General features: G+C 72.2%; 23 protein-coding genes. 5 read left to right on the top strand and 18 right to left on the bottom strand.

Going from position 1 to position 23757, the window contains the following annotated elements:
• Window positions 1-63: 63 nt before the first annotated feature.
• The 5 genes from folK to IE305_RS25145 all read right to left on the bottom strand — a co-directional run bounded on the left by folK (window position 64) and on the right by IE305_RS25145 (window position 4658).
• Window positions 64-657 carry a 2-amino-4-hydroxy-6-hydroxymethyldihydropteridine diphosphokinase gene (gene folK / locus IE305_RS25165; protein WP_190132025.1) on the bottom strand — a complete coding sequence of 198 codons (594 nt, stop codon included), beginning with the start codon at window positions 655-657 and terminating at the stop codon, window positions 64-66.
• Entirely contained in the window at window positions 654-1013 is a 360-nt protein-coding gene (gene folB / locus IE305_RS25160; protein WP_229891511.1) for a dihydroneopterin aldolase, read from the bottom strand. The genes folK and folB overlap by 4 nt, the downstream gene beginning before the upstream one ends.
• Window positions 1014-1261: 248 nt before the next feature.
• Window positions 1262-1762: a nuclear transport factor 2 family protein gene (locus IE305_RS25155; protein ID WP_190132023.1), complete on the bottom strand. Its 501-nt coding sequence runs from the start codon at window positions 1760-1762 to the stop codon at window positions 1262-1264.
• On the bottom strand, window positions 1759-2655 hold the full coding sequence (folP, locus tag IE305_RS25150) for a dihydropteroate synthase (protein ID WP_190132022.1): 897 nt from the start codon (window positions 2653-2655) through the stop codon (window positions 1759-1761). Before folP ends, IE305_RS25155 begins: the two co-directional genes overlap by 4 nt.
• Window positions 2656-2804: 149 nt before the next feature.
• The gene (locus tag IE305_RS25145; RefSeq protein ID WP_190132021.1) at window positions 2805-4658 is read right to left on the bottom strand and encodes a phosphatidylglycerol lysyltransferase domain-containing protein; all 1854 of its coding nucleotides are present in this window, start codon (window positions 4656-4658) and stop codon (window positions 2805-2807) included.
• A 169-nt stretch (window positions 4659-4827) separates the two neighbouring features.
• Here IE305_RS25145 and IE305_RS25140 point away from each other — a divergent pair, with 169 nt between their 5' ends.
• Window positions 4828-5940: an alpha/beta hydrolase gene (locus IE305_RS25140; protein ID WP_190132020.1), complete on the top strand. Its 1113-nt coding sequence runs from the start codon at window positions 4828-4830 to the stop codon at window positions 5938-5940.
• A gap of 119 nt (window positions 5941-6059) precedes the next feature.
• Here the strand turns inward: IE305_RS25140 and folE are convergent, their stop codons facing one another.
• The 6 genes from folE to dacB form a co-directional block, all read right to left on the bottom strand.
• Complete coding sequence (gene folE, locus IE305_RS25135) at window positions 6060-6665, bottom strand: GTP cyclohydrolase I FolE (protein WP_190132019.1); 606 nt, start codon at window positions 6663-6665, stop codon at window positions 6060-6062.
• A 141-nt stretch (window positions 6666-6806) separates the two neighbouring features.
• Entirely contained in the window at window positions 6807-8834 is a 2028-nt protein-coding gene (ftsH, locus tag IE305_RS25130; RefSeq protein WP_190132018.1) for an ATP-dependent zinc metalloprotease FtsH, read from the bottom strand.
• 288 nt (window positions 8835-9122) lie between these two features.
• The gene (gene hpt / locus IE305_RS25125; RefSeq protein WP_190132074.1) at window positions 9123-9662 is read right to left on the bottom strand and encodes a hypoxanthine phosphoribosyltransferase; all 540 of its coding nucleotides are present in this window, start codon (window positions 9660-9662) and stop codon (window positions 9123-9125) included.
• A gap of 75 nt (window positions 9663-9737) precedes the next feature.
• On the bottom strand, window positions 9738-10817 hold the full coding sequence (gene tilS / locus IE305_RS25120; protein WP_190132017.1) for a tRNA lysidine(34) synthetase TilS: 1080 nt from the start codon (window positions 10815-10817) through the stop codon (window positions 9738-9740).
• A gap of 228 nt (window positions 10818-11045) precedes the next feature.
• Window positions 11046-12176, bottom strand: coding sequence for an Rv3626c family coenzyme F420 biosynthesis-associated protein (locus tag IE305_RS25115; protein ID WP_190132016.1), 1131 nt, complete (start codon window positions 12174-12176; stop codon window positions 11046-11048).
• 149 nt (window positions 12177-12325) lie between these two features.
• On the bottom strand, window positions 12326-13789 hold the full coding sequence (gene dacB / locus IE305_RS25110; RefSeq protein WP_229891510.1) for a D-alanyl-D-alanine carboxypeptidase/D-alanyl-D-alanine endopeptidase: 1464 nt from the start codon (window positions 13787-13789) through the stop codon (window positions 12326-12328).
• Between the two features lie 83 nt (window positions 13790-13872).
• On the opposite strand from dacB, the gene IE305_RS25105 reads away from it, so the two are divergent.
• A complete protein-coding gene (locus tag IE305_RS25105) occupies window positions 13873-14370 on the top strand; it encodes an inorganic diphosphatase (protein WP_190132073.1) in 498 nt (165 codons plus the stop codon).
• A gap of 84 nt (window positions 14371-14454) precedes the next feature.
• Here IE305_RS25105 and IE305_RS25100 read toward each other — a convergent pair whose 3' ends face one another.
• Window positions 14455-16119 carry a threonine/serine exporter family protein gene (locus tag IE305_RS25100; protein WP_373311742.1) on the bottom strand — a complete coding sequence of 555 codons (1665 nt, stop codon included), beginning with the start codon at window positions 16117-16119 and terminating at the stop codon, window positions 14455-14457.
• Window positions 16120-16234: 115 nt separating this feature from the next.
• Complete coding sequence (locus IE305_RS25095) at window positions 16235-17461, bottom strand: DedA family protein (protein ID WP_190132072.1); 1227 nt, start codon at window positions 17459-17461, stop codon at window positions 16235-16237.
• 257 nt (window positions 17462-17718) lie between these two features.
• Between IE305_RS25095 and IE305_RS25090 the strand changes: the two genes are divergently transcribed.
• A complete protein-coding gene (locus IE305_RS25090) occupies window positions 17719-18087 on the top strand; it encodes a YbjQ family protein (protein ID WP_190132013.1) in 369 nt (122 codons plus the stop codon).
• Window positions 18088-18095: 8 nt separating this feature from the next.
• Here the strand turns inward: IE305_RS25090 and IE305_RS25085 are convergent, their stop codons facing one another.
• Window positions 18096-18854 carry a MerR family transcriptional regulator gene (locus tag IE305_RS25085; RefSeq protein ID WP_190132012.1) on the bottom strand — a complete coding sequence of 253 codons (759 nt, stop codon included), beginning with the start codon at window positions 18852-18854 and terminating at the stop codon, window positions 18096-18098.
• A 113-nt stretch (window positions 18855-18967) separates the two neighbouring features.
• Between IE305_RS25085 and IE305_RS25080 the strand changes: the two genes are divergently transcribed.
• A complete protein-coding gene (locus tag IE305_RS25080) occupies window positions 18968-19495 on the top strand; it encodes a GNAT family N-acetyltransferase (RefSeq protein WP_190132011.1) in 528 nt (175 codons plus the stop codon).
• Complete coding sequence (locus tag IE305_RS25075; protein WP_190132010.1) at window positions 19489-19824, top strand: YnfA family protein; 336 nt, start codon at window positions 19489-19491, stop codon at window positions 19822-19824. The genes IE305_RS25080 and IE305_RS25075 overlap by 7 nt, the downstream gene beginning before the upstream one ends.
• A gap of 13 nt (window positions 19825-19837) precedes the next feature.
• Here IE305_RS25075 and IE305_RS25070 read toward each other — a convergent pair whose 3' ends face one another.
• From IE305_RS25070 to IE305_RS25055, 4 genes are all read right to left on the bottom strand, one after another.
• Window positions 19838-20434: a PadR family transcriptional regulator gene (locus IE305_RS25070; RefSeq protein WP_190132071.1), complete on the bottom strand. Its 597-nt coding sequence runs from the start codon at window positions 20432-20434 to the stop codon at window positions 19838-19840.
• A 75-nt stretch (window positions 20435-20509) separates the two neighbouring features.
• Entirely contained in the window at window positions 20510-21070 is a 561-nt protein-coding gene (locus IE305_RS25065; RefSeq protein ID WP_190132009.1) for a DinB family protein, read from the bottom strand.
• Window positions 21071-21233: 163 nt separating this feature from the next.
• The gene (locus IE305_RS25060; protein WP_190132008.1) at window positions 21234-22691 is read right to left on the bottom strand and encodes an aldehyde dehydrogenase family protein; all 1458 of its coding nucleotides are present in this window, start codon (window positions 22689-22691) and stop codon (window positions 21234-21236) included.
• Between the two features lie 108 nt (window positions 22692-22799).
• Window positions 22800-23663: a Sco1979 family transcriptional regulator gene (locus IE305_RS25055; protein ID WP_190132007.1), complete on the bottom strand. Its 864-nt coding sequence runs from the start codon at window positions 23661-23663 to the stop codon at window positions 22800-22802.
• Window positions 23664-23757: the final 94 nt, after the last annotated feature.

Here is a 23757-nt window from a genome sequence, read left to right as displayed (position 1 = left end):
CATCGCCTCATCGTCGTTCGGTCCACATGTCCGTGCCCGCGGGCCCCTCCACGGGGCCAACGGTTACTCCGGCAGTCGCAGTTCCAGGTCGGTGCGCACCGCCACGCCCTCGCGGCCGACCGAGGCCAGCAGCTCGGCCACCGGGCCGCGGCCCGGGACGACGGCGTCCGGGTCCACGTCGTGCCACGGCACGAGGACGAAGGCCCGCTCGTGCGCCCGCGGGTGCGGCAGCGTGAGCCGCGGGTCGTCGGAGACGACGTCCTGGTAGGACACGATGTCCACGTCCAGGGTGCGCGGGCCCCAGCGCTCGTCGCGGACGCGCTCGAACGCCTCCTCGATCGCGTGCCCCCGCTCCAGCAGGGAGTCCGGCGGCAGGGTGGTCTTCACCAGCACCACCGCGTTGTAGTACGAGGGCTGGGAGCCGGGCTCCACGCCCCACGGCTCGGTCTCGTAGACCGGCGAGACGGCCTTCACGCGGAGGCCCGGGGTGTCCTCCAGCGCGTCGATCGCCCCCTGGAGCGTCTCCAGGCGGTTGCCCAGATTGCTGCCGATGGAGATCACGGCGCGCTTGGGGTTGCTCAGGGTGACATCGGCGGCGTCCACGCGCTCCACCACGGAGGCGGGCACCGGCTGCACGGTCGGGTCGCTGCTGCTCATACTCGGCTCCGGGTGATAGTGATCGTCACGTCGTCGAAGGGAACGGTGATCGGGGCGTCGGGCTTGTGGACGGTGACCTCCACCTGCTGCACGGCCTCGTGCTTCAGGCACGCGCCGGCGATCCGCTCGGCCAGCGTCTCGATGAGGTCGACGGGCTCGCCTTGGACGATCTCCACGACCTCCTCCGCGACCACGCCGTAGTGCACCGTCTTCGTGAGGTCGTCGTCCGCCGCGGCCGGCCGGGCGTCGAGGCTCAGCACCAGGTCGACGATGAAGGTCTGGCCCTCCTCGCGCTCCCGCGGGAACACCCCGTGGTGGCCCCGGGCCTTCAGGCCGCGCAGCGCGACACGATCCACACGAATCACTCCAGCTTGTCGTCGGTATGGGGGCGCGCCGGCCGGTGCCGGCGCATCGCCCGCTCCTGCCCTCGGCCGGGTCGCCCGCCTTCGAATCTACCTGCGAGCACCGACAGCGCCCGCCCGCGGGTACCGCGCCGCCTCGCGCCGCGCCTACCCGAAGATCCTCCGGTCCACCCCTACCCGCGGTCCGTGCAGCTCGAACGAGTGGTCCCCCACCCTCACCCCGACGTGTGCAGAACGCGAGGTCAGGCGGTCGCCGAGGGGCCCTCGCCGTCCCCGCCGTACTCGCCGCCGTACTCGTCCTCGTCCTCCTCGTCCTCGGCGGTCAGCACCGGCGATCCGTGGTGGGACCAGACCTTCCACTCGTCCCCGGAGCGGCGGAAGACGTTGGTGGCCACCACCAGCTGGCCCACCAGCGGGCCCAGCTCGCCCTCGGCCTCGGCCGGGCCGCCGCTGAGGATGTTCTCGGTGCAGGTCACCAGCGCCGTGTCGCCCGCCACCGACACCTCGACGTCGGTGAGGAAGAACTGGATGTAGTCGGTGCTGGCCATGATCAGTGCGTACGAGCGCAGGACCTCGCTGCGGCCCCGCAGCACCGGCCAGCCGGGGTGGACGCAGGACACCTCGGAGCCCGGCTCGTTCAGCCACAGCCGCTCCATGGCGGCTGTGTCGCCCTGCTCCATCGCCTCGTAGAGGGCCGTGTTCGCCAGCTCGACCCGCTCGCTGTCCGTCCGGGCGGTGCTCACTCGGCCCCCTCGGCGCCCGCCGCGGCCGCGGCCGCCGCCTCGACGGCCCGGACCACCCGTACGGCGTCGGCGCTGGCCCGCACCTCGTGGACCCGTACCGCCCAGGCGCCCTCGCGGGCGGCCAGCGTGCTCACCGCCGCGGTCGCGGCGTCCCGTTCCCGGGCCGGCGGCGGGTCGCCCTCGGGGCCGGCCAGGACCCGGCCGAGGAAGCGCTTGCGGGAGGCGGCCACCAGCAGCGGCAGCTCCATCGCCCGGCGGAACCGGTCCAGCTGGGCGACCAGGGCCAGGTCGTGGGGGGCGTGCTTGGCGAAGCCCAGGCCGGGGTCGACCACCAGGCGGTCCGGGGCAATGCCCCCGTCGACCACCGCGTCCACCCGCCGGCGCAGCTCGTCGACGACCTCGCCGGTGACATCGGGGCCGTAGACCGCGCGGCTGTTCATGTCGGCGCTGAAGCCGCGCCAGTGCATGACCACGAAGGGGACGCCCGCCGCCGCGACGACGGGGACCATCGCCGGGTCGGCCAGTCCGCCGCTGACGTCGTTGACCAGCGTCGCGCCCGCCGCGACGGCGGCCTCGGCGACCGAGGCCCGCATGGTGTCCACGGACACCACCACGCCCTCGCCGGCCAGCTCGCGGACCACCGGGACGACGCGGCGCAGCTCCTCCTCCTCGTCGACCCGGACGGCGCCCGGCCGGGTGGACTCGCCGCCCACGTCGACCAGGTCGGCACCGGCGGCGGTGAGCTCGAGGCCCCGTTTGACGGCCAGGGCGGTGTCGAACCAGTGGCCGCCGTCGGAGAAGGAGTCGGGCGTGACGTTCACCACACCCATGACCGCGCAGCGGTCCCACTCGGGCAGACCGACCGGCCCCATACGGCCGCGCAACGTACTCATGCTCCCAGCCTAGGGCGTGGGGCGGGGACGGCACCGCCCGCCCGGGAGGGGGCCGCCCGGTGCCGCCCGGGGGCGCGCACCCGGCGCGTACGGGCGGGAAGCGCCCTCGTACCGCGCCGCGCGCCCCTCGGGCGGGCGTGTGCGCCGCGTCAGGCGGCGCGCGTGACCTCGCTGTGCGCCGTCACATTGTCGTCGTCGTGCTCGCACGGCTTCTGCGCGCGGGACCGGCGCAGGCCCAGCCGGGGCAGCGTCAGGAAGCCCTCGGCCTGCATCATCGCGAAGCCGATGCGCGGCAGGTCCCGGTTGTTGGGGAACACGATGAAGCGCGGCTCCCAGCGCGGCCGGAACTTCTCGTTGAACTTGTACAGCGACTCGATCTGGAACCAGCGCGAGAGGAACAGCAGCACCGCGCGCTGCACGCGCACCACCGGGCCGGCGCCCAGCTTGCCGCCGCGCTCCAGGGCGGACCGGAAGAACGCGAAGTTCAGCGACATCCGGGTGATGCCCATGTCCGGCGCGGCCTGGAGGAAGGCGACGATCAGCAGTTCGTTCATGCCCGGGTCGGCGCTGCGGTCGCGCCGCATGAGCTCCAGGGACATGCCGTCCTTGCCCCACGGCACGTAGTGCTGCATGGCCCGCAGGTCGCCGAAGGGCAGGTCCTCGCCCTCCTCCGGGTCCTTGTGGGCGGTGGCGATGATGGCGTCCAGGTCCTTCGGGTCGCCGATCCGGCCGAGCGCCATGGAGAAGCCGCGCTCCTCCTCGGTGTCGCGCCAGGCGTTCGCGGCCTTCTGGACGACCGCCAGCTCCTCGGGGTCCAGCTCGCTGACGCGCCGCACCTTGGTGGTGTAGCCGTTGCGCTCGATGCGCTTGACCATCTGGCGGACGTTGCGCATCGCACGGCCGGACAGGCTGAAGTCGGCCACGTCAACGATGGCCTCGTCGCCCATCTCCAGCGCGTCCAGGCCCGTCTCGCGGGTCCAGACCTCGCCACCGGTCTCGCTGCAACCGGCGACGGCGGGGGTCCAGGAGTGCTTCCTGGCCAGCTCCATGAACTGCTCGATGGCGCCGGGCCAGGCCTCGACGTCACCGATCGGGTCACCGCTGGCCAGCATCACGCCGGAGACCACGCGGTAGGAGACGGCGGCCTTGCCGGACGGCGAGAACACCACGCTCTTGTCGCGGCGCAGCGCGAAGTGGCCCAGCGAGTCGCGCTCGCCGTGCTTGGCCAGCAGCTCGCGCAGCCGGTCCTCGTCCTCCTCGGTGAGGACGGCGGCCGGGTTCTCCGGACGGAAGGCCAGGTAGGCGGTGGTGCCGACGGTCAGCAGGCCCAGCGCGCCCAGCGAGTAGCCGACGACGTAGTCGACGCCGCCCGTGTAGCGGACCGAGCCCTCGAAGCCGAACAGGCCCCACAGGACGTGCTCGATCTGCTCGCGGACCGGCGGGTCACCGATCATCTGGTCGGGGTGGGAACCGACGATCACCCAGCCGAGGGCGAAGCTGATGCCACCCATGATGATGAAGTTCGCCAGCGCCTTCCAGCGGCTGCGCGGGTCCGGCAGCGCGGAGAAGGCGCTCTTGTGCCGCAGCAGGTAGGCGAAGAGCAGCAGCGACAGCACGGCGCCCACGTACGAGTGCCGGTAGATCAGCTGCGCCGCCGCGCCGATGGGCAGCACGAACACGGCGGCGATCCACGCGCGGGTCTTCGCGCGCTTCAGGCCGTGGGCCAGCATGAGCAGCAGGATGCCCATGATGATCGAGCCGGCCGCGGCCAGCTGGGTCACCGTGCCGGGCAGCACCTCTGCCCAGTGGTGCACCTTGCTCCACCGGAAGCGGGGGATGACTCCGGCCGCGATGTCCGCGAGCCCGATGAGCGCCCCGACCGTTCCGACGACGGCGGGGACGCGCTCAGGCTTCGGCCCCTTGGCGATACGCGCAAGCCCCGACAACCACTTGGATCCCGAAGGAACCTCATCGGACTTTTTGCCATCTACCCTGACAGACATCTCTTCCCGTCGTCCTGTCGAGTGGGTCTGCGCCATTCGGCGGCAGCACCCGTGCAATGTGCGCCCTGTAGGACGACGGTTTCGGGATTGAGGTTCCGTGGGGGGCCGAGCCCGGAAAGAAGTAACCATTCCGCGACTCCTCGCCGGGTCGCTCGGCAGAAAGCACCTCATGGGTCTCACCAGCATGCCGGTACTACTGCTCGCCATAGCGGCCGCGGTAGTCCTGTTCGCACTGACCATCTGGCTCTGGCCCCGGCTGGGCAAGAAGAGCGTCGGCTCCCTGCTGGCCCGGGTCGGCATGATGCTGGCCACGCAGCTGGCCCTGTTCGCCGCGATCGGCCTGTGGGCGAACCAGTCGTTCGGCTTCTACGGCTCCTGGGCCGACCTCTTCGGCCAGGTCAAGAACGAGGGCGTGGTCGTGGACCACAGTGCCGGGGCCAAGCGGGTGCAGGTGGTGGGCACCCAGGCCGTGAAAGTGCCCCGCGGCAATGTGCCCCGGGTGGGGGGCAAGATCGAGAAGCTGAACATCATGGGCCCCGAGTCCAAGATCAGCTCCCCGGCGTACGTCTACACCCCGCCGGAGTACTACCAGCCGCAGTACGCGGACAAGAAGTTCCCCGCCTCCGTCGCGCTGACCGGCTACCCGGGCACCGCGGAGGCGCTGATCAAGGGCCTCGACTATCCGGTGCGGGCGCACAAGCTCGCCAAGGAGAAGAAGATGCAGCCCATGATCCTGGTGATGATGCGGCCCACCGTCGCCCCGCCGCGCGACACCGAATGCATGGACATACCCAACGGCCCCCAGACCGAGACGTTCTTCGTCAAGGACCTGCGGAAGGCCATTTCCGAGCAGTACCGCGTCGGCACCGAGGCGAAGAGCTGGGGCATGATCGGCGACTCGACCGGCGGCTACTGCGCCCTGAAGATGGCGATGCGCCACCCCGACGCCTACAGCGCCGCCGCTTCCCTCTCCGGCTACTTCAAGGCCCCGCAGGACCCGACGACCGGCTCCCTGTTCGGCGGCAGCAAGCAGCTCGAGAACGAGAACGACCTGATGTGGCGGGCGAAGAACAAGCCCCTCCCGCCGGTCTCGCTGCTCGTGACCAGCAGCAAGAAGGGCGAGCACAACTACAAGGACACGCTGAGGTTCATCGAGCTGACGGCGAAGCACCCCACCCGGGTCTCCTCGATCATCCTCGACAGCGGCGGTCACAACTTCAACACCTGGCGCCGTGAGCTGAACCCCACCCTCAAGTGGATGGCCGGCCGCCTCTCCGCCTGACGGCGGACCCCGCAGCACCACACGGCAGAGAACTTCCGGGCCCGCCCCTGCGCGGGCCCTACGCATATGCCCCCGGCGTTAACCGGGGGCATTCTTGCGTTCAGCGGCAGCGGTCGGCCTCAGCGCGCCATGATCAGGCTCATGGCCTCGGCCCGGGTGGCCGCGTCGCGCAGCTGGCCGCGGACCGCCGAGGTCAGCGTCTTCGCGCCCGGCTTGCGGATGCCGCGCATGGACATGCACATGTGCTCGCACTCGACGACCACCACGACGCCGCGCGGCTCGAGGATCTCCATCAGCGAGTCGGCTATCTGGGTGGTGAGGCGCTCCTGCACCTGCGGGCGGCGGGCGTAGACGTCCACCAGCCGGGCCAGCTTCGACAGGCCGGTGATCTTGCCGCTGGTGGACGGTATGTAGCCCACGTGCGCCACACCGTGGAACGGCACCAGGTGGTGCTCGCAGGTGCTGTACACCTCGATGTCGCGGACCAGCACCATCTCGTCGTGGCCCAGGTCGAAGGTCGTGGTCAGCACGTCCTCGGGCTGCTGCCAGAGACCGGCGAAGATCTCCCGGTACGCCCGCGCCACCCGGGCCGGGGTCTCGCGCAGCCCCTCGCGGTCGGGGTCCTCGCCCACTGCCAGCAGCAGCTCGCGCACGGCGGCTGCGGCGCGCTGCTCGTCGAATACGCCGATGGTGGGTGCGGCGTCCAGCGTCACCGGGTCGGTCATGGGCTCTGCCTCAGTTCTGTCGTCCTTCGTGGGCGCATCGGCGCGGCGCCGGAAAGCGCAATGCCGCGCCCCCAGGCTAAAACCTGGGCGGCGCGGCATTCATTCCGGGCCTCCCGGGGCCCGAGGGGCCCCGGGGACGGCTCAGCTCTCCGGCGTGCTCGGCGTGTCCTTCGGCAGGTCGACCGTGTCCACGGTGGCCGCGCCGTTGTTGCTCGCGGCGTTGTGGCTCGGGGTGAGCTCCTTGGGCGAGAGCACCGGCGGCCGGCTGGAGGGCGTACGGCGCGAGGAGCCGGTCCACGCGGGGCGGGCCGGGCGCTTCACGACGTGCTTGAAGATCTCGGCGATCTCCTCCTTGTTCAGCGTCTCCTTCTCCAGGAGCGCCAGCACCAGGTTGTCGAGGATGTCGCGGTTCTCGACGAGGATCTCCCACGCCTCGTTGTGGGCGTTCTCGATCAGCTTCTTGACCTCTTCGTCCACCAGCGCGGCGACCTCTTCGGAGTAGTCGCGCTGGTGGGCCATCTCACGGCCCAGGAAGGGCTCGGAGTTGTCGGAGCCGAACTTGATCGCGCCCAGGCGCTCGGTCATGCCGTACTGGGTGACCATCGCACGGGCCGTGGCCGTGGCCTTCTCGATGTCGTTGGCCGCACCGGTGGTCGGGTCGTGGAAGACCAGCTCCTCGGCCGCGCGGCCGCCCAGCATGTAGGCCAGCTGGTCGAGCATCTCGTTGCGCGTGGTCGAGTACTTGTCCTCGTCCGGCAGCACCATCGTGTAGCCCAGGGCACGGCCGCGGGACAGGATGGTGATCTTGTGCACCGGGTCGGAGTTGGGGCAGGCCGCCGCGACCAGGGCGTGTCCGCCCTCGTGGTACGCGGTGATCTTCTTCTCCTTCTCCGACATGATCCGGGTCCGCTTCTGCGGGCCGGCCACGACGCGGTCGATCGCCTCGTCCAGCATGTGGTTGTCGATCAGCTTCCGGTCGCTGCGGGCCGTGAGCAGCGCGGCCTCGTTCAGCACGTTGGACAGATCGGCACCGGTGAAGCCGGGGGTGCGGCGGGCGACGGCGGCCAGGTCGACGTCGGGCGCGACCGGCTTGCCCTTCTGGTGGACCTTGAGGATCTCCAGACGGCCCTGCATGTCCGGGCGGTCGACGGCGATCTGCCGGTCGAAGCGGCCGGGGCGCAGCAGCGCCGGGTCGAGGATGTCGGGCCGGTTGGTGGCCGCGATGAGGATGACGCCGCCCTTGACGTCGAAGCCGTCCATCTCGACGAGCAGCTGGTTCAGGGTCTGCTCGCGCTCGTCGTGACCGCCGCCGAGGCCCGCGCCGCGGTGCCGGCCGACGGCGTCGATCTCGTCGACGAAGACGATGGCGGGGGCGTTGGCCTTGGCCTGCTCGAACAGGTCACGGACCCGGGAGGCACCGACACCGACGAACATCTCGACGAAGTCGGAGCCGGAGATCGAGTAGAACGGCACACCGGCCTCGCCGGCCACGGCGCGGGCCAGCAGCGTCTTGCCCGTACCGGGCGGGCCGTACAGCAGCACGCCCTTGGGGATCTTGGCGCCGACGGCCTGGAACTTCGCCGGCTCCTGCAGGAACTCCTTGATCTCGTGGAGCTCCTCGACGGCCTCGTCCGCACCCGCCACGTCGGCGAAGGTGGTCTTCGGCGTGTCCTTGGTGATCAGCTTGGCCTTGGACTTCCCGAAGTTCATGACCCGGGAGCCGCCGCCCTGCATCTGGTTCATCAGGAACAGGAAGACCACGACGATGAGCACGAAGGGCAGCAGCGACAGCAGGACGCCGATGAACGGGTTCTGCTTCGAGGTCGAGACGTCGTAGCCGTCGGGCAGCGTGCTCGGGTCGTCGTCGTCGGCCTTGGCCTGGAGGTCCTTGGAGATCTCCACGCCCTGGTCGCCGATGTAGTTGGCCTGGACCTTGGAGCTGCCCTTGATCTTGACGCCGCTCTTGAGCTCGACCTTGATCTTGTTCTCGTCGCCGGTCGTCAGCTCGGCCGACTTGACCTGGTTCTTGTCGATCGCGTGGACGACCTGGCTGGTGTCGACCGACTTGTACCCGCCCGACGAGCCGACGACCTGCATCAACACGACCACGGCGAGGACGGCCAGCACGATCCACATGACCGGCCCACGGAAGTAGCGCTTCACGTCCATCCATACGGGGCGAAGTGCGCCCCGTCCCTCCTGCCACAGTGAGGCACGGCCACCCCGGAGGGGGTGCCTGTGCGTGCGGTGTCCTGCTCGACCTTGAAATTGCTAGAAAGGCTGACCTTCGGACGGTACCCCAGCATTGTCACCCGACGACGCCGCGGACGGTCAAAAAACCCGCCCTCTCCCTGCTCCAACGGCGGGACGACGACATCGGTTCCCCGCCGGGGCACGGACCGCGCGCCGGCTCGCGGCACCCGGTCCGCCGCGCGCGGTCCGAAGGGAACGCGCTGCTCAGCCGCCGTAGACGTGCGGCGCGAGCGTGCCCACGAAGGGCAGGTTCCGGTACTTCTCCGCGAAGTCGAGACCATAGCCGACGACGAACTCGTTCGGGATGTCGAACCCGACCCACTTCACGTCGATGTCGACCTTGGCCGCCTCCGGCTTGCGCAGCAGCGTCATCACCTTCAGCGACGCGGGCTCGCGCGAGCCGAGGTTCGACAGCAGCCAGGACAGCGTCAGGCCCGAGTCGATGATGTCCTCGACGATCAGGACGTGCTTGCCCTTGATGTCGGTGTCCAGGTCCTTGAGGATCCGCACCACGCCGGAGGACTGGGTGCCCGCGCCGTAGGACGACACGGCCATCCAGTCCATGGTGACGGGGGTGGACAGCGCGCGCGCCAGGTCCGCCATCACCATCACGGCGCCCTTGAGGACGCCCACGATGAGCAGGTCCTTGCCCGCGTACTCCGCGTCGATCTCCGCGGCCAGCTCGGCCAGCTTCGCGTCGATCTCTTCCTTGGTGATGAGCACCGACTTCAGGTCGGTGCCCATGTCCTTCTCGTCCACCCGCGCCACTCTCGCTCGTTCACGACTCGTCCGGTCTGCGGGGCCGGCGCCCGAACCGCATCAGCCCTGCCGGAGGACCAGTCTGCCACCCTGCCGCCGGACCGCCACGCGCCCGGGCAGGTTGATGGCGCCCTGACCGCGCCAGGAGGTGATCAGCCGGTCGACCTCCTCCAGGTGCCGGGCGAAGAGCGAACCGGCCGGCGAGCCCGCAGCGATGGCGGCGCGGCGCAGCACACGGCGGCGCACGGCGGGCGGGAGGGCGTAGAGCTTGGCGACCTCCAGGTCGCCGGAGTCGTCCCGCACGGAGGGCTCGACGGCGGCGGCCCAGGAGTCGAGCGCGTCGGCGTCGTCGCGGGAGAGCTGGGCCGTCCGGGCGAGGGCCTCGACGACGCCCTTGCCGAGGGCCTTCTCCAGGACCGGCAGGGCTTCGTGCCGGACCCGGGAGCGGGTGTAGGCCGGGTCGGCGTTGTGCGGGTCGTCCCAGACGGGCAGGGACTGGACCAGGCAGGCCTTGCGGGCCGTCTGCCGGTCGAGGCCGAGGAAGGGCCGGCGGTAGCGGCCGCCGGTGCCGGAGGCGGTGGCCATGCCGGAGAGGGACCGGATGCCGGAGCCGCGGGCGAGGCCCAGCAGGACCGTCTCTGCCTGGTCGTCACGGGTGTGGCCGAGCAGGACGGCGGCGGCGCCGTGCCGTTCGGCGGCCGCGTCGAGGGCGGCGTAACGGGCGTCGCGGGCGGCGGCCTCGGGGCCGCCGGCGCGGCCGACCTCGATCCGCACCGACTCGACGGGGTCCAGGCCGAGCGCGCGCATCCGGCTGACGACCTCGGCGGCACGGGTGTCGGACCCCTCCTGGAGGCCGTGGTCGACGGTGATCCCGCCGGCCCGGACGCCGAGCCGGGGGGCTTCGAAGGCGAGGGCGGAGGCGAGCGCCATGGAGTCGGCGCCGCCGGAGCAGGCGACGAGGACGAGCGGGGGGCGGCCCGCGGTGGCGGCGGGGGCCGCGGAGCAGGAGGGGCCGGAGGAGCAGGAGGGGGACGGGGCGGGGGGCGCGGCGGGCGAGGTGGGCGGCGCCATGGTCAGGACGTCGTGGAGGACGCGGCGAACCGCCAGGCGTATCGCCGCGACCGCGGGGTGTGGACCCATGTCCGTGTGTCCAATCGTTCCATCGGGTGGGGGTGGGGGCCGCAGGCTGCCGCAGACGACCCGCGAGCCCGAGCGTCCGTCACGCTCTGTGCGTAGATGGTGACAGAGACGAGCCTTTACCCGAGCATCGCACGCCCACCCTTGGCACACGGTCCCTCGGACGGGTGATTACGGGAGCGTTCATCCGGAACGGGACCCGCCGGGGTCGTCCACGAGTCGCCCCCGGGGTCAGGCACCCGGCTTTCCGTGCACCCGTGCGACCCATTCCGCGGGTTTGGCGATCTCGGCCTTGGTGGGCAGGGTGTTGGGCGACGTCCAGACCCGGTTGAAGCCGTCCATGCCGACCTCGTCGACCACCGCCCGCACGAACCGCTCACCATCACGGTACTGCCGCAGCTTCGCGTCGAGGCCCAGCAGCTTGCGCAGCGCCACGTCCAGGCGGCCGGCGCCGGAGGCGCGCCGCTTCTGGAACTTCTCCCGGATCTCGGCCACGGTCGGGACCACCTGGGGGCCCACCCCGTCCATCACGTAGTCGGCGTGGCCCTCCAGCAGCGACATCACGGCCGTCAGCCGCGCGAGGATCTCCCGCTGCGCGGGCGTCTGGACCAGCTCGACGAGGCTGCGGCCCTCGCCCTCCCCCTGCTGCTCCCCCGTCCGTCCGCCCGCCCACGACTGCACGGCCTCCCGGAGCCGCTCCAGCAGCGTCGCCGGGTCGACCTCCGTCTCGGCGAGGAACGCCCGCACCTCGGACTCCAGGTGGTCGCGCAGCCACGGCACGGCGGTGAACTGCGTGCGGTGCGTCTCCTCGTGCAGGCACACCCACAGCCGGAAGTCGTGCGGCGCCACGTCCAGCTCGCGCTCGACGTGCACGATGTTGGGCGCCACCAGCAGCAGCCGGCCGCCGCCGTTCGCCGAGCCCGGCAGCTCGCGCGTGACCGGCGCGAACGTCTCGTACTGACCCAGGACGCGCGAGGCGAGGAACGACAGCAGCATCCCCAGCTCCACGCCGGTGACCTTGCCGCCGACCGCGCCGAGCACCGCGCCTCCGGGCACCCCGGAGCGGCGGCCCTGCATCTTGTCCAGCAGCGGGCCGAGGACCGTGCGGAACCCGGCCACGTTGGCCCGGATCCAGCCGGGCCGGTCGACCACCAGGATGGGAGTGTCGGCCGTGCCCTCCCCCGGCGTCATCCCCGTGAACGCCCGGACGTGCTCCTCCGACGCCCTGGCGTGCGTCCGCAGCTCCGCGACCACGGCCCGTGCCTCGTCCCGTCCGACCTCGGGGCCCGGGCGCACCAGCCGAGTGGCGGTAGCCACGGCGAGCTTCCAGTCGACCATCTCCGTACCACCGACGCTCGTCATGCCTTCACCGTACGTGCTCCCCCCGCCGCGGGGCCCCCACTTGTGGGCCACGGTCCGGCCGGCCGGACCACGGTCCGGCCGGCCGGGGCACGCGCGGCCGGTGCGGCGGGAGCGCCGCCCGGCGCACGCCGCCGTGCGGCCGTGCGGCCTCAGCGCGGGGCGGTCAGGGCGGAGGCCAGCCGGTCCAGGGCGCCCTGGGCGGCGTCGGGGGACGTGGTGGCCGTGGCGAGGAACGCGAACGCCAGGATCCGGCCGTCCGGCGAGAGGGCCGTGCCGGCCAGGGCGTTGACGCCCGTCAGGGTGCCCGTCTTGGCGCGCACCACCGCGCGGCCGGCCGCGTCGCGCCGGTAGCGGTCCCGGAGCGTGCCCGTGAAGCCGGCCACCGGCAGGCCCGTCAGCACCGGCCGCAGCTGCGGCCGCGCCGGCTCGGCCGCGCGGGCCAGCAGCCGCGCCAGGAACTCGGCGCTGACCTGGTCGGCGCGGTCCAGCCCGCTGCCGTCGGCGATCCGTACACCGTCCATGGGCAGGCCGAGGGCGGCCAGCCGGGCGGTGACGGCCCGTGCGGCGCCCTCGAAGCTCGCGGGCTGCCCGGACGCCAGCGCCGTCTGCCGCGCCAGCGCCTCCGCGATGTCGTTGTCGCTGTTGGTCAGCGCCCGCTCGACCAGGGTGGCCAGGGGCGGCGAGGAGACGGCCGCCAGTGGCCGGGCGGCCGCGTCGGCGCGGCCCTCGGCGGGCTCCCCGTCGACCTGCACCCCGCGCTCCCGCAGCAGGGCCGCGAAGGCGCGCGCGGCGTCCACGGCGGGGTCGGCGGTGCGGTCGGCGGGGCCCTTGGCCGAGTCGTCGAGCCGGCCCTCGTCCACCATGAGGGCGCTGACGGGCGCGATGTTCTCGTTGGGGCCGATCACGTGCAGGGCGGGCCCGGCGTAGCGAGAGGCGTCGTACAGGACGTGGGTGCGGGCCGGCCCGCCGTCGTGCCCGCGCAGGGCCTGCGCCGTGGCATCCGCCAGGTCGCGCAGGGCGGCGGGGCGGGGGCCGGGGCCCTCCTGGGGGCGGGCCGTCAGGGTCGGGTCGCCGCCGCCCACCAGGACGACGCCCCCGTCGGGGCCGGTGACGACCTTCGTCTCGATGCGGTGCTCGGGGCCCAGCGCGGCCAGTGCGGCGGCGGCCGTCGCCAGTTTGACGGTGGACGCGGGCGTCCTCGGAATGCCTTCCTCCGCTCCGTACAGTCGCTCACCCGTCGCCACGTCGACCACGGCGGCCGCGGGCCCGGGCCCCAGCGCAGGGTCGTGCAGGAGCGGCTCCAGGGCCGCTCCCAGGTCCCCCGGCGGCCGGGCGCCGCCGCGCAGCGTCCCCAGGACGGGCGGCGCGGTGACCGCCCCACGCCCCGCGCCGGCACCCCCGCCACCCGCGTGACGTGCGAGGGAGACGGCAGCGGCGTGGTCCCGTTCGGCCTTACGCTGACCTCCGTCCCACGGACCGGCGACCGCCGCCGCACCCGCCGCGAGGGCCACTCCGGCCGCGGTGGACACGGCGACGAACCGCACGGTCCCGCGCCGCGGCGCAGGGGCGTCCCGCCACCAGCCGATCAGCCACCGTCCGGCCTCAGGCACCACGGACCAGCCCCTTTCGCCACCACACAGCTGCGTGGGGGACACTTAATCACCAGACGAATGTGTTGATCATGAAGGAGCCACCCGTGGAGTTCGACGTCACCATCGAGATCCCGAAGGGTTCGCGGAACAAGTACGAGGTGGACCACGAGACCGGTCGCATCCGTCTGGACCGCCGTCTCTTCACGTCCACGAGCTACCCGGCGGACTACGGCTTCGTCGAGAACACCCTGGGCGAGGACGGCGACCCGCTGGACGCCATGGTCATTCTCGACGAGCCGACCTTCCCCGGCTGCCTCATCAAGTGCCGCGCCATCGGCATGTTCCGCATGACGGACGAGGCCGGCGGCGACGACAAGCTGCTGTGCGTCCCGGCGAACGACCCGCGCGTGGAGCACCTCCGCGACATCCACCACGTGTCGGAGTTCGACCGCCTCGAGATCCAGCACTTCTTCGAGGTCTACAAGGACCTCGAGCCGGGCAAGTCCGTCGAGGGCGCCGACTGGGTCGGCCGCGCCGAGGCCGAGGCCGAGATCGAGGCGTCCTTCAAGCGCCTGGAGGCCGCGGGCGGCTCGCACCACTGAGCACCTGAGCGCATCGGTGCACTGAGCACATCGAGTGCACCGAGCGCATGAGAGGCATGACGCGCGGCTTCCGGCCCCACTGGGTCAGAAGCCGCGCGTCCGCTTCGCCGCCCGGCGCAGCGCGCCCTCGCCGGGCACCTTGAGGAACATCCGCGCCATCTCGGACCCCAGGTTCACCCCGATGGCGATGGCCAGCGCCAGGGCGGCCGCCCGGGTGAGGCTGGCCATGCCGGTGTTCATCTCGTTCCGCGCGAAGTTCAGCAGCGCGAAGTACATGGCGCTACCGGGCAGCAGCGGCCCGATCGCCGCCGTGACGTACGGCAGCGCCGACGTGTAGTGGTAGCGCGACAGGAGCTGGCCGAAGAGGCCGACCAGGCCGGCCGCCACGGCCGTCGCCGGTACGGGGTCCAGCCCCGCGGTGTCGGCGAGCGCCCCGTACACCACCCAGGCCACCCCGCCGTTGAGCGTGGCCATCAGCACGGTGTGACGTTCCTGCTGGAGCAGCACCGCGAAGGCGAAGACCAGCAGCATGGCCGCGACGATCTGGACGACCGGCCGCTCCTGGCGCTGCAACGCCGCCTCCGGGGAGAGCGCCCCGCCGCCGACGTGCACGCCCCCGTAGAGGACGATGAGCACGCCGCAGACGATGCCCACGATCAGGTAGACGACCTCCAGCAGCCGGGCCGCCGCCGTGATGTAGAAGCCGGTCAGGCCGTCCTGCACGCCCGCCACGAGGGCCCGCCCGGGGAGCAGGGCGAACAGCCCACCGGTGATGACCGCCGACGCCTGGACGTGCGCGTGGCTGGCGCTCAGCGCCACGCCCATCGCGGCGGGCGGCATCGCCGCCGCCACGAACTGGTAGAACTCCGGCAGTCCCCGCCCGGCCGCCAGCCAGGCCAGCCGGTCGCCCAGCATCGCCCCGGCCGCCGCCGCCAGGAAGACGACGAGGCCGCCCCCGACGAGGAGGCTCGCCCCGCCCGCCAGCAACCCCGACGCCATCGTCAGGGTCCACCCCGGGTAGGGGTGGCGGTTACGGCGTATCTCGGCGAGGCGGCGGTACGCCTCCTCCAGGGTGAGCCCCTGGGTGGTGATGTCGTGGACGAGCCGGAAGACGGCCGACAGCCGGGTGTAGTCGGTGCCGCGCCGCCGCACCGTACGGCTCGCGGTGACGGGGTCCTCGACGAGCGACGGCTGGTAGCTGACCGACAACAGGGTGAAGGTCACGGTCGGCTCGCAGCGCCCCAGGCCGTACGCGTGCGCCACGCCGAACATGGCCGCCTCGACGTCCTCGGCGCCCTCACCGCCCGCGAGCAGCAGCTCGCCGATGCGCAGCGTCAGGTCGAGCACGCGCGGAACGGGCAGCCCCGCCTCCTCCTGCTTCGCCGGGCGCTCCGGCATCGGCCGCTCGGCCAGCGGCATGCGCAGCATCGTGCGCATCCGGTCCTGCCAGGGCGCTTCCTTGGTGAGGCTGACCTGGGGGATGCCGTGGGGCGGCGTGAAAGCGGGATGGACGGCGCCCGACGGCGGGGTGAAGGCCGACCCCTCGGGCTGCGCCTCCTCCGGCCCGGGCCCGATCCCCTCGGGCAGCGCGAACTCGGACGTCGGGTGCTCGTCCTCCGGCGGCGCCGGCAGCGGCACTCCCAGCGGCGGGGTGAAGGCGCTGTGCGCCTCGTCGGACTGCGGCTTCCGGTCCCGGTCCTCGTCCGACTCCGGGTCGTACCTGCCGCCCCGCTGCCGATCCGCCACCACGTGCTCCTCGTTAGCCCCTCGTGCTACGGCCACCATGCCTGATCAGCCGTTCGAGTGCGCAGTGGGGGTACGAGAAACGGAGGGCCCGGCTCCAAGCCGGGCCCTCCGTGTGCGTTCAGCGCCGGGCGTGCCGCCCGCGCGACCCGGGCGGCCGCTCGTCGCCGGGGCCCTCTCCGGGAGCCTCCCCGAACCAGGACCCACCGCCGGCCGGCGCCGCCGGGGACTCCGGCTGCACGTAGGGGGCCTGCGCCTCGGGCGCGGGGGCGGGAGTGGGAGCGGGAGTGGCGGGCGGGGTGCCGTAGTGGCCGTACGCGGCGGGGGGCTGCTGCGCGTAAGGCGCGGCCGGGTACGGCTGCGGGGCGGGCGCGTGGCCCTGGGCCTGACCCTGGCCCTGGCCCTGGCCCTGGCCCTGGTAGTACTGCGGCGGGGTGCCGTTGCCGTAAGGAGCGGGGGGCTGCTGGCCGCCGTAAGGGGCGCCCTGCGCGCCGTAAGGGGCCGGCTGCCCGTAAGGGGCCTGGGGCTGCCCGTAAGGGCCAGGAGCGTACGGCTGCTGCTGCCCGTACGCGGGGGCCGGCTGCGGCTGCGGCTGCGGCTGCGGCTGCGGCTGCGGCTGCGGCTGCGGCCAGTCGAAGTCGAACGGGTCGGGCTCGGCAGCCCCCGCAGCGGCTTCCGCTTCCTCTTCCGCTTCGTACTCCGCCGCCTCTGCCGCGCCCTCCTTCTTCGCCTTGGAACGGGCGCGCAGGAACTCCACCACGATCGGCACCACGGAGACGAGCACGATGGCGATGAGCATCGCCTCGATGTTCTTGCGGACGAACTCGATGCTGCCCAGGGACGCGCCGAGCACCGTGACACCGGCGCCCCACAGCAGACCGCCGACCACGTTGAAGATCAGGAACGACCGGTAGTTCATCCGGCTCACGCCGGCGATGATCGGCGTGAACGTGCGGATGATCGGGACGAACCGGGCGAGGATCAGCGACTTCGGGCCGTGCTTCTCGAAGAATTCATGGGCCTTCTCCACGTTCTCCTGTTTGAAGAGGCGGGAGTCGGGGCGCCGGAACAGCGCCGGCCCCACTTTCCGCCCGAAGAGGTAACCGGCCTGGTCGCCCAGGATCGCCGCGAGCACGATGAGCGTGCACACCACCCACAGCGGATAGTCGTTCAGCTGGCCGGTCGTCACGAGCAGACCGGTCGTGAAGAGCAGGGCGTCACCCGGCAGGAAGAAGCCGATCAGCAGGCCCGACTCGGCGAAGACGATGGCCAGGACGCCGATGAGGCCGAATTTGCCGATCAGGAAGTCGGCGTCCAGCCACTGGGGGCCGAGCGCGAGCGTGGTCAGGGTCACGGAGTGATGGCTCCTGGGTCGAGGGCCAGGCTCGTGTGCGAGGCCCGGGCACAGGCGGAAGAGGCGGCGCGAGGCCCCAAGGTATCCCCCAAGCTACCAACGTCACGGGGGGCCGACCGGTTCCAGAGCGCTCCCGTACGGGCCCGCGACGGCCCCCGCGTCCGTACGCCGGACAGCGCAACCCCGGCGCCCTGGAGTGCGTCCCGGACGGCGAAGGGCAAAACTGCACAGACAAGACGGAGGTGGGTGCAATGGGCATCGAGGAGTTCGGCGGCGGTCAGCACGAGAAGTCGGATGTGCTCGTGGTGACGACCAACGACATCCCCGGCTACCGGGTCGACCGGGTCATCGGCGAGGTCTTCGGGCTGACCGTGCGCTCCCGGCACATCGGCAGCCAGATCGGCGCGGGCCTGAAGTCCCTGATCGGCGGCGAGCTGCGCGGCCTCACCAAGACCCTCGTCGAGACCCGCAACCAGGCCATGGAGCGCCTGGTCGAGCAGGCCCGCGCCCGGGGCGCCAACGCGGTGCTCATGTTCCGCTTCGACGTGACGGAGGCCGCCGACGTCGGTACCGAGGTCTGTGCCTACGGCACCGCCGTCGTCGTCTCCCCGCACGCCTGAGCCGCGGCTCAGGCCCTGCGCACCGCGTTCGCGAGGATCGCGTCCCGCAGGTAGACGGCCAGGCCGGGGCGGACCGCGTCGTACGTCGCGGTGAACCGCTCGTCCGCGACGTACATCTCGGCGAGCCCGGTGTGGGCCTCGTAGGGGCAGTCGTAGCAGAACGCGCCGATCTGCTGCCGGTGCTCCTCGGCGAGGTCCATGGCCTCCTCCGACTCGGGCGGGGCCCCGGAGTCCATCAGCGCGGCCAGCCGCCGGTTCAGCCCGTCGGCGGCCGCCTTGATGCGCAGCCAGTCCTCCTTGCCGTACGCGGCGGTACGGCGCTGCGACTCGGCGTAGGCCTCCGTGCCGCCCCAGCGCCGCTCCGCCTCGGCGGCGTGCGCGTCGGGGTCGAAGTCGCCGAAGACCTCGAACTTCTCCTCCGGCGTGAGGTTGATGCCCATCTTCCGTGCCTCCATGGTGTGTGCGACGGCGGCGGCCATCCGCTGGAGCCGCTCGATCCGGCCGGTCAGCAGCTCGTGCTGCCGACGCAGGTGCGCCACCGGGTCGGCGTCCGGGTCGTCCAGCAGCACCGCCACCTCTTCGAGCGGAAAGCCGAGCTCCCGGTAGAACAGGACCTGCTGCAACCGGTCGAGGTCCGCGTCCTCGTACCGCCGGTGCCCGGCCCGGCTGCGCCCGGACGGCCGGAGCAGGCCGATCTCGTCGTAGTGGTGCAACGTGCGCACGGTCACCCCGGCCACGGCGGCCACCTGCCCGACGGAGTAGCTCATGGCGTTCCGCTCCCTTCCTGTGCACACCCCACGGTGAGGGCTCACGCGGCGTGAGGTGCAAGCCGGCGTAATCCGCTGTCCGCACCCGGCCCGCGAAAGCTAGTCTCCGGCGCATGCCGGACATATGGATCGAGCCGTGGGCCGAGCGCGACCTGGAGCTGCTGCGCCGGGTCAATACGCCGGAGATGAAGCAGCACCTGGGCGGGCCGGAGACGGACGAGCAGGTGCTGGCCCGGCACCAGCGGTACCTGGCCATGCCGGCGGCGGGGACGGGCGTCATGTTCAGCGTCCGGCTGGGGCCGCGGGGCGATGCGGCCGGCACCATCGGCTACTGGGACCGGCTCTGGCAGGACCGGCCGGTGCACGAGACCGGCTGGAGCGTCCTGCCGGAGCACCAGGGGCGCGGCATCGCGGCCGCCGCCGCGCTCGCCGTCGTGGAACGGCTGCGCGGGGAGCGCCGGCTCCGGTATCTGCACGCCTTCCCGTCGGTGGGCAACCCGGCGTCGAACGCGGTCTGCCGCCGGGCCGGGTTCACGCTCGTCGGGGAGTGCGACTTCGAGTACCCGGCGGGCAGTGGTCACCTCCTGCGCAGCAACGATTGGCGTCTCGACCTGGAAGGCGGCACGCTGCCGCCATGCTGATCGCTCGTTCCGTCGCCCTGTTCCTCGTCGCCGCGCTCCTGGAGATCGGGGGCGCGTGGCTGGTGTGGCAGGGGCTGCGGGAGCACCGGGGGTGGGCGTGGGTCGGTGCGGGGGCCGTCGCCCTCGGGCTGTACGGGGCCGTGGCCACCTTCCAGCCGGACGCGCACTTCGGCCGCATCCTGGCGGCCTACGGCGGGATCTTCGTCGCCGGCTCGCTCGTGTGGGGCATGGTCGCCGACGGCTACCGGCCGGACAGGTACGACGTCGTGGGCGCCCTCGTCTGCCTGGCCGGCATGGCCGTCATCATGTACGCGCCGCGCGGCCGCTGAGGGACCCGGCCCGTCACTCCACGTCCGACGTGGCGATCCCCGCCCACGGGTCGCCCTCGCCCGCCATGACGTACGCGCCGCTCTCCAGCCGTTCGATCAGGCCGCGCGTCCACGCGGCGTCGCTGTCGGCCGTGTGCACCCACATGCCCATGATCTCGGCGATGTGGCCCCAGTCCTCGTCCCCGCCGGGCGTCCAGTGGCGGTGGATGTCGGCCCGCCACTCCTCCAGCGCGGCCAGCCGCTCCCGGAGCAGCGCGACCGCCTCGGCGCGCGGGAGGTCGACGACGAAGCCCACGGCCGCCGTCAGCACGTCGACCTTCTGCCCCACCGAGCGGAGCGCGGAGCGCAGCAGCGCGAAGTACTCGTCCTCGCCCGCCTCCGTCAGCTCGTACTCGGTGCGCGGCGGCCCGCCGGCCTCGCTGGGCGCGACGTCGTGCGCGAAGAGCAGGCCCTGGCCGGCCATGGACTTCAGCGCGTGGTAGATCGACCCCGGCTTGGCGCTGGACCACTGGTGCGCGCCCCACAGCTCCAGATCGCCCCGCACCTGGTACCCGTGGGCCCGTCCGTGGCGGCGCACCGCGCCCAGCACCAGCAGCCGGATGGCCGACACCGCCGACATCTCCGCCTCAGTCCCCTCGCGCCCGGTCTCTCCCGACGCGGCCCAGACTAGGGCGTCCCGTGCGCCCTAGGCGTCCCGCGCCTCCCCGGACGCCGCGCGCTCCTCGGCCACCAGCTCGAACGCGGTCTTCCCGTCGAGCGACTCCCGTATGACGTCGGCGTGGCCGGCGTGCCGGGCGACCTCCTCGATCAGGTGGAGCATCACCCACCGCATCGAGACGCGTGAGGACGGCGGGAACCACGGCGCCTCCGGCAGCGCGAACGTGTCCTCCAGGCTGGGCGCCTCCTTGAGGAAGCGCTCGGTCTCCGCCGCGACCTCCTCCCAGCGGGCGAGCAGCACCGGAATGGTCTCGCCCTCGCCCGCCAGGAAGCTCTCGTGCCAGTTGGACTCGTCGCGGGGCACGGCCGGCGGCAGCCCCTGGGCGCGGCGCACCCAGCTCTGCTCCGTCTCGACGACGTGCTTGAGCAGGCCGGAGAGCGACAGCTCGCTGGCGCTCGGCCGGGTGGCCGCCTGCTCGTCGGTCAGGCCGAGGACCGCGCGGCGGAGGCCGCCACGCTGGGCCTCCAGGAAGGCCAGCAGGGTGCCGCGCTCGTCCGAGGGGTCCTGCTCGATCACATGAGTGGGCATGGCGCATGCCTTTCATCGGTCCGGCCGCCCCCGTCCGGCGACCTCATGGCTCCACCGTAGATCGGCATTAGGCCGGATCGCGCCCTAATGAGCCCCTGAAAGCCCCCTGATCGGCCCCCGAGACGACCCCGGCATCAGCCCCGGAGCCCGGCCCGACGCAGCGTCAGAACGGGAACCTGCTCCGCCCGTGCTGAATCGAGATCCACTTCGTCGTCGTGAACGCCTCCAGCATCGACTCGCCGTTCAGCCGCCCCACACCCGAGTGCTTCTCGCCGCCGAACGGGACGATCGGCTCGTCGTGCACCGTCGCGTCGTTGACGTGGATCATTCCGGTCTCGACGCGCTTGGCGAACCGCACCCCCCGCTCCACGCTGCCCGTGTGGACCGCGCCGCTCAGCCCGTAGGGGGTGTCGTTCGCCAGCCGCAGGGCCTCGTCCTCGCCGTCGAAGGGGATGATCAGCGCGACCGGGCCGAAGATCTCCTGCCGGAGGATCGCGGAGTCCGCCGGCACGCCGGTGAGGACCGACGGGCCGACGAGGTTGCCGTCCGTCGCGCCGCGTACGAGCGCCGTGGCGCCGTCCGCGACGGCCTGCTCGACGAGCGTGGTGATCGCCTCCGCCTGCCCGGAGTTGATGAGGGGGCCGATGTGCGTAGCCGGGTCGCCTGGGTCTCCGACCTTCAGGGCCCGCACTCTGGCGGTGAACTTCTCCGTGAACTCGCGCTCCAGGGAGCGGTCGACGAGCACACGGTTGGCGGCCATGCAGACCTGGCCCTGATGGATGAAACGGCTGAAAACCGCCGCGTCGACGGCGTAGTCGACGTCCGCGTCGTCGAGCACGATCAGCGCGCTGTTGCCGCCCAGCTCCAGGATCGTCCGCTTGAAGTGGGACGCGGCGACGGTGGCGACGTGCCGCCCGACCTTGTCCGAACCGGTGAAGGAGATGACCTTCGGCACGGGGTGCTCTATCAGCGCGTCACCTATCTCGGCGATGTCGGTGACGACGACGTTGAGCACACCGGGCGGCAGCCCGGCCTCCTCGAACACGTGCGCCACCAGGCCGCCGCCGCACACCGGTGTGTTCTGGTGCGGCTTGAGCACGACCGCGTTGCCCAGCGCCAGCGCCGGCGCCACCGACTTGACGGACAGCAGGAACGGGAAGTTGAAGGGGCTGATCACCCCCACCACCCCCACCGGCACCCGGTAGAGCCGGTTCTCCCGCGTGTCGTCCGGCGACGGCAGGATGCGGCCCTCCGCGCCCAGCGCCAGGTGGATGGCCTCCCGCAGGAACTCACGGGCCAGGTGCAGCTCGAACGCCGCCTTCAGGGCCGTGCCGCCGCACTCCGCCGTGATCGCGGCGCTCAGCTCCGCCTCGCGCTCGTCGATGATGCGCAGCGCCCGCTCGAAGACGAGCCGCCGCGTGTAGGGGTTCGTGCCCGCCCAGCCCGGCTGGGCCCGCTCGGCGGCACGGTACGCCTCGTCGATCTCCTTGCCGGTGGCCACCGTGATCGAGGCCAGCTTCTCCCCGTCGTACGGGTTGAAGTCGACGATGTCCCACGAGCCGCTGCCGGCCCGCCACTCGCCGTCGATGTACTGGTGGGCCAGCTGGTCGAAGTACGACATGCGCCATCCCTGTCTGCGTGGGGGCCGAGTGGTCTGCGCACGGCGGGGCGTCCGACGGCGCCCGCAACGCTGTGCGTTGCCCTGTCGGGACGTCATCGTACTGATGTGTCACAGGAGTTGAAGGAGACGACCGATGAGGGAGCGACTCTCGGCCGGGGAGAGGCTGTCCGCGTGCAGCCGCTCCATCGCCCGCTCGTACTGGGCCACTTCCTCACCCTTGTCCAGGTACAGCGCCCCCGTGAGCTGCTCCAGGTAGACCACGTCGGACAGGTCCGACTCGGGGAAACGGAGCATGGTGAACGCCCCGCTCTCGCCCGCGTGCCCGCCGTGCGCGAACGGCATGACCTGGAGCGTCACGTTCGGCTGCTCGGAGATGTCGAGGAGGTGCTGGAGCTGGTCCCGCATGACGGCCGCGTCGCCGTACGGGCGGTGCAGCGCCGCCTCGTCCAGGACGGCGTGGAAGCGTGGCGCCCGCTCGGAGAACAGCAGCTTCTGCCGCTCCATGCGCAGCGAGACACGCCGCTCGACCTCCGCCTCGTCCGCCTTCGGCTGGCCGCGCACGACGACGGCGTGGGCGTACCCCTCGGTCTGGAGCAGGCCGTGCACGAACTGCACCTCGTAGATCGAGATGTGCGACGCGGCACCCTCCAGGCCCACGTACGTCTGGAACCAGCTGGGCAGCACGTCGCCGTAACTGTGCCACCAGCCAGCGACGTTGGCCTCCCGGGCCAGGCCGAGCAGCGCCTCGCGCTCGGCGCCGTCGGTGACCCCGTACAGGGTGAGCAGGTCCTCGACGTCGCGCGCCTTGAAACTCACCCGGCCGAGCTCCATCCGGCTGATCTTGGACTCGGAGGCCCGGATCGAGTACCCGGCCGCCTCACGGGTGATGCCGCGCGACTCGCGCAGCCGCCTGAGCTGCGAGCCCAGGAGTATCCGCCGTACCACCGAACCGCTCGACTCGTTCGTGGCCATGGTGCGCCCCTTCCCCTTCCGGTTCCGTTCCGGTCGTACCGCATCCGCACCTTCCTGGGGGCGACCCCCGCTGCCCCTGGCGCCGAAGTCTGCC

Source organism: Streptomyces mashuensis, from assembly GCF_014654785.1.
GTDB classification, from domain to species: Bacteria; Actinomycetota; Actinomycetes; order Streptomycetales; family Streptomycetaceae; genus Streptomyces; species Streptomyces mashuensis.
This window is presented reverse-complemented; position numbering and strand designations above follow the sequence as displayed.

Bases quoted from the DNA above. Each gene is read 5' to 3' on its own strand.
- IE305_RS25145 (WP_190132021.1), bottom strand. From the start codon at position 4,658: ATGTCTGTCAGGGTAGATGGCAAAAAGTCCGATGAGGTTCCTTCGGGA.
- IE305_RS25115 (WP_190132016.1), bottom strand. From the start codon at position 12,176: ATGACGAGCGTCGGTGGTACGGAGATGGTCGACTGGAAGCTCGCCGTG.
- hpt (WP_190132074.1), bottom strand. From the start codon at position 9,662: ATGGGCACCGACCTGAAGTCGGTGCTCATCACCAAGGAAGAGATCGAC.
- IE305_RS25085 (WP_190132012.1), bottom strand. From the start codon at position 18,854: ATGAGCTACTCCGTCGGGCAGGTGGCCGCCGTGGCCGGGGTGACCGTG.
- IE305_RS25140 (WP_190132020.1), top strand. From the start codon at position 4,828: ATGGGTCTCACCAGCATGCCGGTACTACTGCTCGCCATAGCGGCCGCG.
- IE305_RS25090 (WP_190132013.1), top strand. From the start codon at position 17,719: ATGGGCATCGAGGAGTTCGGCGGCGGTCAGCACGAGAAGTCGGATGTG.
- IE305_RS25080 (WP_190132011.1), top strand. From the start codon at position 18,968: ATGCCGGACATATGGATCGAGCCGTGGGCCGAGCGCGACCTGGAGCTG.
- IE305_RS25065 (WP_190132009.1), bottom strand. From the start codon at position 21,070: ATGCCCACTCATGTGATCGAGCAGGACCCCTCGGACGAGCGCGGCACC.
- folP (WP_190132022.1), bottom strand. From the start codon at position 2,655: ATGAGTACGTTGCGCGGCCGTATGGGGCCGGTCGGTCTGCCCGAGTGG.
- tilS (WP_190132017.1), bottom strand. From the start codon at position 10,817: ATGGGTCCACACCCCGCGGTCGCGGCGATACGCCTGGCGGTTCGCCGC.
- folK (WP_190132025.1), bottom strand. From the start codon at position 657: ATGAGCAGCAGCGACCCGACCGTGCAGCCGGTGCCCGCCTCCGTGGTG.
- ftsH (WP_190132018.1), bottom strand. From the start codon at position 8,834: ATGGACGTGAAGCGCTACTTCCGTGGGCCGGTCATGTGGATCGTGCTG.
- IE305_RS25055 (WP_190132007.1), bottom strand. From the start codon at position 23,663: ATGGCCACGAACGAGTCGAGCGGTTCGGTGGTACGGCGGATACTCCTG.
- IE305_RS25075 (WP_190132010.1), top strand. From the start codon at position 19,489: ATGCTGATCGCTCGTTCCGTCGCCCTGTTCCTCGTCGCCGCGCTCCTG.
- IE305_RS25060 (WP_190132008.1), bottom strand. From the start codon at position 22,691: ATGTCGTACTTCGACCAGCTGGCCCACCAGTACATCGACGGCGAGTGG.
- folE (WP_190132019.1), bottom strand. From the start codon at position 6,665: ATGACCGACCCGGTGACGCTGGACGCCGCACCCACCATCGGCGTATTC.